This is a genomic window from Brevundimonas sp. D3-1P, from assembly GCF_055809335.1.
In genome coordinates this window covers 1,719,801-1,733,380 of sequence record NZ_CM147908.1, presented here as the reverse complement: position 1 = coordinate 1,733,380, position 13,580 = coordinate 1,719,801, and the positions used below count along the sequence as shown (strand labels likewise).

Here is a 13,580-nt window from a genome sequence, read left to right as displayed (position 1 = left end):
CAAGTCAACTGGCCCGGCGGATCTTCTCGGCCAAGAACTCGGCGCGAACCTCGGCGAAGATTTCAGCGGGGGTCTGCTCGCTGATGCCCGAGGCGTAGGCCTCGTCGATCAGCCGCTGCATGTGCGCGATCTTCTCGGTCTTGATCTGTTCCTGCCGGATCAGGTCGCGGACAACGTCGGATGCGTTGGCGTAGCGGCCGGACTTGGCCTGCTCTTCGACCCAGGCCTTCATCGGGTCGGGCAGGGAGATGTTCATCGTCGCCATGATCAGTCTCCTTTTCGGAAAGAAGAGGGGTGTTTTGGCAAGTATTGTCAATCCTTGCCATCTTTCACACGGGCGGCGAAAACACCGTGTGAAAGGCATGAATCGTGTGAAATCGTCGTCGCCCATCGCCGGTCATAGCCGGCGTCCGCGTCGAAACCGGTCGCAGGCTCAGTAGGCGAAGTCGGCGTAGATCCGCTTCACGTCGCCCTGCCAGGGGCCGTGATAGAGGTCCAGCAGGCGTTCGGCCGGGGTGATCCCGCTGTCGGCGATGTCCTCCAGTTCCGACAGATAGCCGCGCTCGTCCACCATGCCGCCCGAGAATCTGGCCCGGTTCTTCAGCCCCTGTCTGGCGATGGCGACCAGGTCGACGGCGATGTCGCGCACGCTGCGGCCCGCGACCTCGGCCTTCAGGCCCAGACGCGTCACGTCGCGGCGCAGGCGCTCGTGGTCGGCGATATCCCAGTCCTTGACCAGGTCCCAGACGGCGGCCAGCGAGGGGGCGTCGTACAGCACCCCGGCCCACAGGGCGGGCAGGGCGCAGATGCGGCTCCACGGCCCGCCGTCGGCGCCGCGCATCTCCAGATAGGCCTTCAGCCGCACCTCGGGAAACAGGGTGGTCAGATGGTCGTTCCAGTCCTTGATCGTCGGATATTCGCCGGGCAGGGCGGGCAGTTTCCCGGCCTGGAAATCGCGGAACGACTGGCCCGAGGCATCGACGTAGCGGCCGTCGCGCTTGGCGAAATACATCGGCGTGTCCAGAGCATAGTCGGCGTAGCGCTCGAAGCCGAAGCCCTCTTCGAAGACGAAATCCAGCATCCCCGTGCGGTCGGCGTCGGTGTCGGTCCAGACGTTGGCGCGGGCCGATAGGAAGCCGTTGGGTCGACCCTCGGTGAAGGGCGAACAGGCGAACAGGGCGGTGGCGATCGGCTGCAGCGCCAGGGACGCGCGGAACTTGGCGACCATGTCGGCTTCGGAATCGAAGTCCAGGTTGGCCTGGATGGTGCAGGTGCGCAGCATCATGTCCAGGCCCAGGGTCCCGACCTTGGGCATATAGGCGCGCATGATGTCGTAGCGGCCCTTGGGCATGACCGGCACCTCCTCGCGCCGCCACAGCGGGTCGAAACCGACGCCCAGGAAACCCAGGCCGATCTGGTCGGCGACCTGTTTGACCTCCATCAGGTGCTGGCCGGTCTCGTTGCAGATGTCGTGGATGGTCGAAAGCGGCGCGCCCGACAGTTCGAACTGGCCGCCCGGCTCCAGGCTGACCGAGGCGACGAAGCCCTCGGCGTTCCTGCGTTCCAGACCGATCAGGACGCCGTTCTCCTCGACCCGCGACCAGCCGAACCGCTCCAGCCCCTCCAGCATGGCCTTGATGCCGTTGGGGCCTTCATAGGCGGGCCGGGCCAGGGTGATCTTGTCGAAGCCGAACTTCTCGTGCTCGGCGCCGATGCGCCACTGGTCCTTGGGCTTGATCCCCTTGGACATGGCCTCGATCAGAGCGTCTCTGGAAAGCGGCGCGTTCTCGGCCATCTGCAACCCCTGCTGTCGCGGCTAGATGGCGGCTAAAGCCGCGTTCCTCAAGGGGTTGAATAAAATCCGCTCATCCCTGCGGGGATGAGCGGGATGAGAATCAGCGTTCCCAATCCCCCACCGCCGCCTGCCACAGGGTCATGGCGGCGATGGCGGCGGTGTCGGCGCGCAGGATGCGCGGCCCCAGGGAGACGGCTGTGGTGAAGGGCAGGGACCGGAGCCGCTCGCCTTCCTCGGGCGAAAAGCCGCCCTCGGGGCCGATCAATATGGCCCATGGACCTTCGCCCGCGCCCCGCAGGGCTGTGACGGCCGGCGCGCCGCCGGTCTCGTCGCAGAACATCAGCCGACGTCCAGGATTGGGGCCGGCCTCCCAGCTGTCCAGCAGGGCGTCCAGCCTGACCGGATCGTCGATGACCGGCACGTCCAGCCGTCCGGTCTGTTCGGCGGCCTCTTCGGCGATGGCGTCCAGCCGGTCCAGGCGGATGCGGTCGGCGTTGGTGCGCTGGGTCACGACCAGCCGCACCCGGCGCGCGCCCAGTTCGGCGGCCTTCTCCACGATGGTCTCGACCCGCGGCTTCTTCACCACGGCCACGATCAGCTCCAGGTCGGGGCCGCGGGTCTGGGGGCGAACCTGTTCCTCGGCGCGCAGGATCACGCCCTTCTTCAGCACCTCGGCGACGGTGCATCGCCATTCTCCGTCGCGGCCGTTAAAGACCAGCAAGTCGTCGCCGGTTTTCAGCCGCATCACCTGGGTCAGATAGCGGGACTGATCCAGCGTGGGCGCGACGAGAGAGGCGGGGGCTAGGGAGGCGGAGACGTGAAGTCGGATCATTAGCCTACATGACCTGAGGGCGGGCGCTTGTCATCCCGGTCGCAGCGAAGCGGAGAGCCGGGACGGGACGCAGCCGACAATCTAGGCAAGCCCGGTCGGCGTCGCCGAACCGGGCTCAGCTTTCGCCCGCACCTCGCCGTAAAGATCCAGCCAACGTGGGTTGTCCTTTTCGATCAGCGCGAACTTCCATTCCCGCAACCAGCGCTTGATGCGCTTTTCCCGCAGGATCGCCTGGTCGATGTATTGATGGGTTTCGTACCAGGCCAGTTGGTCGATGCCGCGTTCCGCAGTGTAGCCCGGGATCACACCCGACTTATGCTCGGCCACCCGGCGCACGATGTCACTGGTCACGCCGACATAGAGATAGCCGCACGGGCCGCTGGCGAGCAGATAGACGTAGAAGCATTGGGTCATCACACCGTCTCCCGGCGCAACCCTTGCGGGTTGTCCGGGAGTGGTCAAGTCGATGGTTTAGCTGGTCCCCGTCCCCGATCTTCGCTGCGCTTCGTCGGGGATGACAATTGGACAAGGTGCGAGCTTTAAAGCGTCCGCGCGATCAGCAGCTTCATGATCTCGTTGGTGCCGCCGTAGATGCGCTGGACCCGCGCGTCCTTGTACAGCTGGGCGATGGCGTATTCGTTCATGTAGCCATAGCCGCCGTGCAGCTGCAGCATCTCGTCGATGGTCTCGCCCTGGATGTCCGTCACCCAGTATTTGGCCATGGAGGCGGTGGCGGCGTCCAGCTGGCCCTTCAAGTGCAGGGAAATGCAGTGGTCGACGAAGACCTTGGCGACGGTCAGCTTGGTCTTGACCTCGGCCAGCTTGAACTGGGTGTTCTGGAAGTCGAGGATGCGCTTGCCGAAGGCCTTGCGCTCCTTGACGTAGGCCAGGGTCGCCTCAAGCCCGCGCTCGGCGGCGGCGACGCCCTGGACGGCGATGTTCAGCCGTTCCTGCGGCAGTTGCTGCATCAGCTGGACGAAGCCCTGGCCCTCGGTCCCGCCGATGACGTTGTCGCCGGGGACCTTCACCTCGTTGAAGAACAGTTCGGAGGTGTCGTTGGCCTCCATGCCGATCTTGTGCAGGTTGCGGCCGCGCTCGAAGCCTTCGGCCCCGTCCGTCTCGACCACGATCAGGCTGGTGCCCTTGGCGCCCTCGGCCGGGTCGGTCTTGGCCACCACGATGATGAAGTTGGCCAGTTGGCCGTTGGTGATGAAGGTCTTGGAGCCGTTGACGACATAGCCGTTGCCGGACTTGATGGCGGTGGTCTTGACGCCCTGCAGGTCGGAGCCCGCGCCCGGCTCGGTCATGGCGATGGCGCCGACCAGTTCGCCCGATTGCAGGCGCGGCAGCCAGCGCGCCTTCTGTTCCTCGGTGCCGTAATGCCAGATGTAGGGCATGACGATCGCATTGTGCAGCGAGATGCCGAAGTGGTCCGCGCCCTTCCAGCCCAGCTGGCGCATCAGGACGACCTCGTGGCGATAGTCGCCGCCGAAACCGCCGTCCTCTTCCGGCATGGACAGGCCCAGCAGCCCCGCTTCGCCCGCATCGTTCCAAAGCCGGCGCGGCACCGAGGAGTCGGCGATCCAAGTCTGCACCTTGTCCAGGGGCGCGTGCTCGTCGATCCACTTGCCGACACTGTCGGAGAAGAGGGTGATCTCTTCTTCTTTCATAAAGTCGGGCTCTGGGCTGTTGAGCACGTTCATCATCATGTCTCCTCCCCACTCCGTGGGGAGGGGGACCGCGAAGCGGTGGAGGGGCTCTAGCCACCGCTGGGTGTCAGCAATGAGCGACGGAAAGAGCCCCTCCGTCACGGCGCCGAAGAGGCGCCGCGCCACCTCCCCGCAGAGCGGGGAGGAGACGGGTTAGCGTCAGAACGCCTCGGCCGGCATGGCCATCAGCACGTCGGCGCCGGTCTTCATCTTCTTCAGGTGGGCGTCCGCGTCGGGCAGGATGCGCTCGACGAAGTAGCGGCCGGTCTGCAGCTTGGTGGCGTAATAGGGATCGGTCGAACCGGCCTCGATCTGGGCCTGCGCCGACTTGGCCATCAGCGCCCACATATAGGCGAGCGCCGTCAGGCCGAAGACGTTCAGATAGTCGGTCGAGGCGGCGGCGGCGTTGTCCGGGTTGGCCATGCCGTTCTGCATCAGCCACAGGGCGCCGTCCTGCAGCTTGGCCTTGGCGTCGGCCAGGCCGTCGACGAAGGGCTTGATGGCTTCGTTCGATTCGTTCTCGGCGACGAAGGCGTCGATCTCGCCGAACCAGCTCATGATGGCGCGGCCGCCGTTGGCCGGCAGCTTGCGGCCCACCAGGTCCAGAGCCTGGATGCCGTTGGCGCCCTCGTAGATCATGGTGATGCGGGCGTCGCGCAGATACTGCGACGCCGGGAAGTGTTCGGTATAGCCCGAACCGCCGTGGACCTGCATCGCCAGCGAGGCGACGTGGAAGCCCTTGTCGGTCAGATAGGCTTTCAGAACCGGGGTCAGCAGACCCATGTAGTCCTTGGCCTTGGTCGCCACGGCCTCGTCTTCCGACTTCTCCAGGTCGGCGTGCAGCGCGGTCCACAGGATGAAGGCCTGGCCGCCTTCGACGAAGGCGCGGGCCTCCAGAAGCATGCGGCGCACGTCGGGGTGGACGATGATCGGATCGGCGGGGCCTTCCGGGTTCTTCGGTCCGGTCAGGCTGCGGCCCTGCAGGCGGTCCTTGGCGAACTCGACGGCGGCCTGATAGGCGGCCGTGCCGATGGCCAGCCCCTGCAGGCCGGTGCCGATGCGCGCCTCGTTCATGACCACGAACATATTGTTCATGCCGCGGCCTTCCTCGCCCAGCAGCCAGCCCTTGGCGCCGTCGTACTGCATGACGCAGGTGGCGTTGCCGTGGATGCCCATCTTCTCTTCCAGGCCCACGCATTGCAGGGCGTTGCGCTCGCCCAGAGAGCCGTCCTCGTCGACCAGATATTTCGGCACGACGAACAGGCTCAGGCCCTTGATGCCGGGAACCGCGCCCTCGATGCGGGCCAGGACGGTGTGGATGATGTTGTCCGAGAAGTCGTGTTCGCCCGCCGAGATCCAGATCTTCTGGCCGGTGATGGAGAAGCTGCCGTCGTCGTTGCGCACGGCCTTGGTGCGGACCATGCCCAGGTCGGTGCCGCATTGGGGCTCGGTCAGGTTCATCGTGCCGGACCATTCGCCCGACGCCATCTTGGGCAGGTATTTCTGCTTGATCTCGTCCGAGGCGCTGGCGCGGATGCCGGCGTAGGCCGAGGCCGTCAGGCCCGGATACATCGAAAACGCCGCCGAGGCGCCGGCCGTCATCTGGCCGAAGGCCGAGGCCACCACGCTGGGCATCCCCTGGCCGCCATAGGCGGGGTCGGCGGCCAGCGCCATCCAGCCGCCGTCGGACATGGCCTTGTAGGCTTCCTTCCAGCCCTTGGGTCCGGTCACGACGCCGCCTTCGGCCCAGTGGCAGCCTTCCTTGTCGCCGGGGTTGTTGATCGGGGCGATGACCTCGTCGGCGAACTTGGCGCCTTCTTCCAGAATCTGGTCGACCAGGTCCGAAGAGACGTCCTCGAAGCCCGGCTGGTTGGTGTAGCGGTCGATCTCCAGCACTTCGTTCAGGATGAAGGTGAAGTCGCGGACGGGCGCCTTGTAGGCCATGGTTACGCTCTTGCTTTGAAGGGGTGGTGGTCGTGGTTCAGGCGCGACTTCAGCAGCCGCTCGTAGTCTTCCGCGCCCGGCAGCAGGTCGGGGCGGTGTTCGGACAGTTTGGATTCCATCCAGGCGCAGGCCTCCTCGGCCGTCTCGATGGCGCCTTCTATGTCTTCCAGCTGTTGCTTCAGCGCCGTGATCTGGGCGCGGTGCCGCACCAGGGCCACGGCCATCTGATGGACGTTGTGATCCTTGCGGTCGTACAGATCCATCATGTCCTGGATCTCCTGAAGGGTGAAGCCGATGCGGCGGCCCCTCAGGATCAGCTTCAGCCGGGCGCGGTCGCGCGCGTCATAGACCCGCGTCTGGCCCTTGCGCGCAGGGGTCAGAAGGCCCTTGTCCTCGTAGAAGCGCAGGGCCCGCGCCGTGGCGCCGAACTCGCGGCACAGCTGGCGAATGGAATAGGTTCTGTGGTCGTCGGCTGTGGCCATGCGCCGACCATAACTTTACCCGCGCGTAAAGGAAAGAGTTTACGCGCACGTAAGGGTAAGCTTTTTCGACGGGGCGACAGGCAAAGAAAAAGCCCGGAACCGGGGGAACGGCTCCGGGCGCGAGACGCCGGATGGAGGGGGGGAGAACGTCCGGCGCTCGAACTCGACCTCAGGCCCGGCGGCGGCCCAGCAGGACCGGGATCGTGAAGGCCAGAAGGATGGCGTTGACCGCGGCCAGGCCGATGTCGCGATTGACGGCGTGGACGGCCAGCATGGTCGCCTCCATGACGATCAGGCCGGTCGCGGCCGTCAGCAGCAGCGGGCGGCCGACGCGCCACGAGATCAGCGGGCTCAGCACGCCCAGCGCCAGGACCATCTCGACCACGCCCAGGCCGCGCACCATGTTCTCGGGCGCGACGGCGGGCCAGCCCATCAGATTGATCAGATTCGTCATCGGCTCGGTCAGCTTGGCGTAGCCGGCGGCGATGAAGAACATCGCGATCCATCCCTGCAGGGTCCACAGGGCGATGTTGCGATAGGCGGCGCGGCTGCGGGCCCGGGGGGCGGGGAAGGTGTGGTGGTCATTGGGGACGGCCTAAATTCGTAACAGCGGCGATATCGGATCGGTCGGCTCCGTTCGCAAGGGGTCTATAGCCGCGCCGTTCGTTTTTGTCATCCGTCGATGACATCAGCTGATGACATCGGTCGATGACTTATTGTTACAGGTGGAACCCGTCGGCCGGATTCGCCGGCGTCAGCCCGCGAACCCCCAGGCCGCTCGGGCCGCTTCCAGCCGTTCCAGCTTGGCGAGGAACGCGGACCAGTCGTCGTCGGCCGCGATTGCGGCCCATATCGCCTCCACCTCGTGGATCAGCATCTCCTCGGGCTCGCGCGCGGCGAACATCGGATGCTCCAGCCGTTCGATCCGGTCCGGCTCGTGCTCCATCAGGGCGAATCGGAAGGCGTCGAACGCCTCGCCCTGATACAGTTTGGCGCGCGGTCCCGACAGGGCGCGGGCCGACGAGGCGAAGCCGCCGAACCAGTCGAAGAACAGCGGCTCCCAGCGCAGGGCCTCGCCCCCTTCGCGCAGCAGGGCCAGGGTCGTGTCGACCAGACGCTGGTCCGCCGCCTCGCCCAGGCTCTTCACCCCCAGCCGCATCGTGAAGGCCGCGCGCAGTTCGCGGATATAGGCCGGGCCGAACCCGTTCAGCGCATCGGCCAGGGTCTTGGCGTCGGAAACCACAGCCAGGCAACTGGCCAGCTGCGTCAGGTTCCAGAACACAGCCTCCGGCTGGCGGGCGAAGGCGTAGAGGCCGCCGTGGTCGAAATAGGCGGCCGTGAACCCCGGCTGATAGGCGGGCAGGAACCGCCACGGCCCATAGTCGAAGCTTTCGCCCGTGACGTTCAGATTGTCGGTGTTCAGCACCCCGTGCACAAAGCCCGCCGCCACCCAGCGCGCCGTCAGCCGGGCCGAGGCGGCCGTGATCGCCTGCATCAGGCCGGGAACGTCGCCGGCCGCGACGGTCGGATGATACAACGCCCTGACATGCTCGGTCAGGGCCTCGATCTGATCGGAACGGTTCAGATAGGCGGCGCGCTGGAAGGTTCCGAACCGCACATGGCTGTGCGACAGCCGCACCAGCACGGCCGAGCGCGTCGGCGACGGCTCGTCCCCCCGCTCCAGCGCCTCGCCGGTCTCGATCAGGGACAGGGCGCGGCTGGTGGGAACGCCCAGCGCCTCCAGCATGGACGCGGCCAGCACCTCGCGCACCCCGCCCTTCAGCGTCAGCCGCCCGTCGCCGCCGCGCGACCAGGGCGTGCTCCCGGACCCCTTCGTGCCGAGATCCATCAGCCGGCCCGATGCATCGCGCATCTGCGCCGCCAAAAACCCCCGGCCGTCGCCCAGGTCGGGATTGTACTGGCGGAACTGATGGCCGTGATAGCGCATGGCCAGCGGGCCGGGCTGGCCGGGCAGGGGGTCGAACCGGCCGAAGGCGGCGATCCATTCCGCCTCGCTCAGCGTCTCCAGCCCGACCTCGGCGGCGGCGCGGTCGTTGCGATACCGCAGGATGGTCTCGGGAAAGGCGGCGGCCCGCACCGCATCGGCATAGTCCGGCCCCAGGGCGAAGAAGCGCGGTTCGGGGCGGTATTCGGCGGAGACGGGCATGGCGGGCTAGGTGCGTCCGCTGCCACGAAAGCGCAACCGCGAACCCTCTTCTTTCGTCATCCTCCGGCGAGCGTAGCGAGACCGGGGGACCCAGCGGCGCCGAAGGCGAAAGGGTTCGGCGGCGTTGCGCGTTGGCGTTGCGCGACAGATTCGCGCTCTCGCGCGCCGCTGGGTCCCCGGTCTGCGCCGCAAGCGGCTTGCCGGGGGATGACGAAAGAAAAGGGGCGGTCTATAAAGTCCGCAGCCATCAGGTCGCGCCGGTCTTCGTGGACCGGGCGGCCAGGCCGGCGCGCCGAGAGGCGACGAATCCGGTCCGACGCCCGTCGATAACCTGGCGTCACGACAGCTTCAGTTGTTCGATCGGAGGCCGCCGTGGCGCGCAAACTCACGCTCGATTTCCTCAAGACCGAGACCGCATCCGGCTCGGCCCTGGCCCTGGCGGCCCTGGCGGCCGTGCTGATCGCCAACTCGCCCTGGTCGGCCGACTATTTCGCCTGGCTGAAGGGCTATCACCTGCTTCAGATCGGCCCGATCCGGCTGGAGGAGACGATCTCCGACTGGATCAAGGAAGGTCTGATGGCGATCTTCTTCCTCGTCGTGGGGCTGGAGATCAAATACGAGATCGTGCGCGGCGAGCTGAGCGACCCCCGAAAGCTGGCCACCCCCGTCCTGGCGGCCCTGGGCGGCATGGCGGGGCCGGCGGCGATCTATCTGTTGCTGACGAACCTGATCGGCGCGCCGCATCAGGGCTGGCCCATTCCGCTGGCCACCGACATCGCCTTCGCCCTGGCCGTCTTCGGCTTCGTGGGCAAGGGGCTGCCGTCGTCGCTGCGGGTGTTCCTGCTGACCCTGGCCATCGTCGACGACCTGGGGGCCATCGCCCTGATCGCCGTGCTGTTCAGCGAAGGGGCCGAATGGCTGCCGCTGCTTTGGGCGGCCGCCGCCCTGATCGCGGGGGCCGTCGCCGCTCACAGCGTCCGCATTCCGGCGCCCTTCTGGGTGCTGGGCTTCGCCCTGGTCTGGTATCTGACGGTCCTGTCGGGTCTCAGCACCTCGCTGACCGCCGTGGCCTTCGCCATGATCGTGCCGATCAAGGGGCGCGCCGAAGACGGCCAGAGCCCGCTGAAGGAGGCGATGCACGACCTGCATCCCTGGAACGCCTTTCTGGTCCTGCCCCTGTTCGCCTTCGCCAAGGCGGGCGTGTCCTTCGCCGGCCTGTCGATGGACCAGGCGTTCGCGCCCCTGGTCGTCGCCATCGCCCTGGGCCTGTTCTTCGGCAAGCAGATCGGCGTCATGGGCGCCGCCTGGCTGGCGTCGGCGCTCAAGATCGGCGCGCGGCCCACGGGCGCCAGCTGGCTGCAGGTCTATGGCGTCTCGCTGCTGTGCGGCGTGGGCTTCACCATGAGCCTGTTCATCGGCGTGCTGGCCTTCCCCGGCGCGGTGGACAGTCCCGAACAGGTCCAGGTCAAGCTGGGCGTCATCGGCGGGTCTATCCTGTCGGCTGTGGCGGCGGCCGTGGTTCTGGGGCTGGCCGTGCGTCGGCGCCGGATCGACCCGACGGCGCTCAAGCCCGAAGTCGAGCCGATCGGCCCGAAAGCCGGGTAAAAACTGACCTAGCGTCAGGGTTTTCTGTCGCTTCCTCGACACACAAAGGCGAATCTGCGGCGAAAAATCGTCGCGGACGACAACGCTCGCTTGTGGCTCATGCCGAAGCGCGGTTAGCCTTCGCCTTACTGAACGTCCCTCCACGTAGAGGGGCGTCGATGGGAACAGGAAACGCCGTGACCCCCTAACGGGATCACAGCTTCAGAGCCGGGAGGACGCCTATGCGCCGCAATCTTCACCTCAGGACCACCGTGTCCGCCCCCGCAGTACTTGGCGCCGTCGTCGGCGCCGCCGTCATGGGCTTCGCGGGCGCCGCCGCCGCCCAGGAGGCGCCGGCGAGCGTCGACGACATCATCGTCACCGCCCAGAAGCGCGAACAGAGCCTGCAGGACGTGCCGATCGTGGTCACGACCCTGTCGCAGGAGGTGCTGGACGGCGCGGGCGTGCAGGACATCAAGGATCTGCAGATCCTGACGCCCGGCATGACCGTCACCTCGACCCAGTCGGAAGCCTCCACCACCGTGCGCATCCGCGGCGCCGGCACCGTGGGCGACAATCCGGGCCTGGAAAGCTCGGTCGGCGTCGTCATCGACGGCGTCTATCGCTCGCGCAACTCGGTCGGCTTCGGCGACCTGGGCGAACTGAGCCGCATCGAGGTGCTGAAGGGGCCGCAGGGCACCCTGTTCGGCAAGAACACCTCGGCCGGCGTCATCAACATCATCACCGAACGCCCGTCGTTCGATCCCTCGATCTCGGGCGAGATCACCGGCGGCAACTACGGCGCCATCGGCGGGTCGGTCTCTGTGACCGGCGGCCTGACCGACCAGATCGCCGGCCGTCTATTCGTCGCCCACCGCGAGCGTGACGGCTTCTACGACGTCAACAACGGCGACGGCCCCAACACCAAGACCGACGACCAGACCCAGGACTATTGGACCGGGCGCGGCCAACTGCTGATCCTGCCCAACGACAACGCCTCGATCCGCCTGATCGCCGACTACACCAAGCGCGAGGAATACTGCTGCGCCGCGGTGCAGACCCGCGTCGGCCCGTCCCAGGCCTTCATCGCCGCCCTGACGGTCCCCAACGGTCCCGGCCAGACCCCGCCGACGGCCGGCTATGGCGCCGTGCCCTTCTCGCGACTGGCCTATTCGAACCGCGAGACCCCGCAGGAAATCGAGGACATGGGCCTGTCGGCGGAAGCGACCATCGACTTCCCCAGCCTCAACGCCACCCTGACGTCCCAGACCTCGTGGCGCGACTGGTCGTTCCAGCAGGGGATGGACCTGGACTACACCGGCGCCGACATTCTCCATCGCGAAAACGACGGCTCCAACGGCTATGGCGTCGACAACCTGACGCAGGAATTCCGCCTGGCGGGTTCGACGGACAAGCTGGACTGGCTGGTCGGCCTGTTCGCCACCAAGGAGGGCGTCTATCGCGACGACAGCTATACCTATGGCTCGGACTACAACGCCTTCGCCTCCCTGCTGCTGACGGCCTCGGTGCCGGCGGCCTTCGGCGGCCCCAGCCCGTCGCGTACGGGCTGTTTCACCAATCCGCAGGGCTTCGTGGTGGGGACCTCGGGCGCCTTGGCCGGCCAGCCCCTGTGCGTGCTCGGCCTGGCTCCCCCCAGCGCGGCGGCCCCGGTCTTCTCGGCCGGCAAGGCCTATGAGGATCACTACAGCCAGAAGTCGGAATCGGTCGCCGTCTTCACCAACAACACCTGGAGGGTCAGCGAGGCCTTCGACATCAACCTAGGCCTGCGCTACACCTACGACAGCAAGCGCCTGTTCGGCCTTCAGGACAATCTGGGGACCAATGGCGCGGCCTGCGGCGGCGCCCTGGCCAACAACCTTGCACCCACTCTGCCGACGTCGCCGATTCCCGGCACCGCCAACGTCCGTACGCCGGCGGCGGCCCTGGGCCTGCTGTGCCTGCCCTGGTCCAACCCGCTCTACGACGGCCGCCGCATCCAGGAGAAGTTCAGCGACACCGACCTGTCGGGCACCATCAAGGCCTCCTACCGCTTCAACCCCTCGATCATGGTCTATGGCTCCTATGCGCGCGGCTACAAGGGCGCGGGCTACAACATGGACCGGGTGCAGACGGGGGTGACGCCGGACGCCTCGCTGTTCTTCGCCGCCGAAACGGTCGACAGCTACGAGGCGGGGATCAAGACGACCCTGTTCGACCGCACCATGCTGCTGAACGTCACCTATTTCGACCAGAAGTTCGAGAACTTCCAGCTCAACACCTTCCTGGGCACCGCCTTCGTGGTGGAATCGATCCCCGAACTGACCTCGCGCGGCGTCGACGCCGACATGGTCTGGTTCACCCCGGTCGAGGGTCTGAGCTTCCAGGGCGGCGTGACCTATACCGACGCCAAATACGGCCAGTTTGGCGCCGGCGACCTGTCCAGCCCCGGCCGCTTCCCGCAACTGTCGCTGCTGCCGGGCGCGCGCGCCTCGTTCGCCCCGGAATGGTCGCTGACCGGCGCCCTGGCCTTCGACCGCGAACTGGGCGGCGGCCTGCGCGGCGGGTTCAACCTGTCGGCCAAATATTCGACCGAATACAACACCGGCTCGGACCTGTTGCCGTACAAGCATCAGGACGCCTTCACCGTGGTCAACGGCCGCGTCTCGATCGGTTCGGCCGACGAACGCTGGACGCTGGAGGTCTGGGGCCAGAACCTGCTGGAAGAGGAATACACCCAGGTCGGCTTCGCCGCCCCGCTGCAGGGCACGGCCTTCGCCAACACCACCACGCCCCAGGCCGACGGCACCTTCTACAATATCGCCACCGACACGGCGACCTACAACGCCTATCTCGGCGCCCCGCGCACCTGGGGCGTGACGCTGAAGGTCAAATACTGATCGTCAGACCGCACGACTGAACGACAAAGGGCCGACCGGGCGACCGGCCGGCCCTTTTTGTTGTGCGTGTGTTCAGGCGAGTGTGGGAATGTCCGCTCTCAGAAGCGATCCCAAATTCGACTTCCGACCCGTTGCGGACCTCTCCGTGCCACATCATGGTCTGACCGATT

Annotated in this window: 11 protein-coding genes; 2 read left to right on the top strand and 9 right to left on the bottom strand. The window is 66.7% G+C overall.

Features of this window, described 5'->3' with window-relative positions:
* Window positions 1–4 precede the first annotated feature (4 nt).
* The 9 genes from AC0L6G_RS08810 to AC0L6G_RS08770 form a co-directional block, all read right to left on the bottom strand.
* On the bottom strand, window positions 5–265 hold the full coding sequence (locus AC0L6G_RS08810; protein WP_291539254.1) for a type II toxin-antitoxin system ParD family antitoxin: 261 nt from the start codon (window positions 263–265) through the stop codon (window positions 5–7).
* A gap of 168 nt (window positions 266–433) precedes the next feature.
* Window positions 434–1,795 (bottom strand): glutamate--cysteine ligase, encoded by a 1,362-nt coding sequence (locus AC0L6G_RS08805; RefSeq protein WP_293827663.1) that lies wholly within the window; start codon window positions 1,793–1,795, stop codon window positions 434–436.
* A gap of 100 nt (window positions 1,796–1,895) precedes the next feature.
* Window positions 1,896–2,627 (bottom strand): 16S rRNA (uracil(1498)-N(3))-methyltransferase, encoded by a 732-nt coding sequence (locus AC0L6G_RS08800; RefSeq protein ID WP_293827665.1) that lies wholly within the window; start codon window positions 2,625–2,627, stop codon window positions 1,896–1,898.
* A gap of 81 nt (window positions 2,628–2,708) precedes the next feature.
* On the bottom strand, window positions 2,709–3,041 hold the full coding sequence (locus AC0L6G_RS08795) for a GIY-YIG nuclease family protein (protein ID WP_293827666.1): 333 nt from the start codon (window positions 3,039–3,041) through the stop codon (window positions 2,709–2,711).
* Between the two features lie 125 nt (window positions 3,042–3,166).
* Window positions 3,167–4,330 carry an acyl-CoA dehydrogenase family protein gene (locus tag AC0L6G_RS08790; RefSeq protein WP_293827670.1) on the bottom strand — a complete coding sequence of 388 codons (1,164 nt, stop codon included), beginning with the start codon at window positions 4,328–4,330 and terminating at the stop codon, window positions 3,167–3,169.
* A 165-nt stretch (window positions 4,331–4,495) separates the two neighbouring features.
* Window positions 4,496–6,280: an acyl-CoA dehydrogenase C-terminal domain-containing protein gene (locus AC0L6G_RS08785; RefSeq protein ID WP_293827672.1), complete on the bottom strand. Its 1,785-nt coding sequence runs from the start codon at window positions 6,278–6,280 to the stop codon at window positions 4,496–4,498.
* A 2-nt stretch (window positions 6,281–6,282) separates the two neighbouring features.
* Entirely contained in the window at window positions 6,283–6,762 is a 480-nt protein-coding gene (locus tag AC0L6G_RS08780) for a MerR family transcriptional regulator (RefSeq protein WP_291539239.1), read from the bottom strand.
* Window positions 6,763–6,931: 169 nt separating this feature from the next.
* A complete protein-coding gene (locus tag AC0L6G_RS08775) occupies window positions 6,932–7,258 on the bottom strand; it encodes a DoxX family protein (protein ID WP_473251931.1) in 327 nt (108 codons plus the stop codon).
* Window positions 7,259–7,516: 258 nt separating this feature from the next.
* Entirely contained in the window at window positions 7,517–8,929 is a 1,413-nt protein-coding gene (locus AC0L6G_RS08770) for a protein adenylyltransferase SelO family protein (protein ID WP_473251930.1), read from the bottom strand.
* A 372-nt stretch (window positions 8,930–9,301) separates the two neighbouring features.
* On the opposite strand from AC0L6G_RS08770, the gene nhaA reads away from it, so the two are divergent.
* Window positions 9,302–10,534: a Na+/H+ antiporter NhaA gene (gene nhaA / locus AC0L6G_RS08765; protein WP_473251929.1), complete on the top strand. Its 1,233-nt coding sequence runs from the start codon at window positions 9,302–9,304 to the stop codon at window positions 10,532–10,534.
* 221 nt (window positions 10,535–10,755) lie between these two features.
* The gene (locus tag AC0L6G_RS08760) at window positions 10,756–13,410 is read left to right on the top strand and encodes a TonB-dependent receptor (RefSeq protein ID WP_473251928.1); all 2,655 of its coding nucleotides are present in this window, start codon (window positions 10,756–10,758) and stop codon (window positions 13,408–13,410) included.
* Window positions 13,411–13,580: the final 170 nt, after the last annotated feature.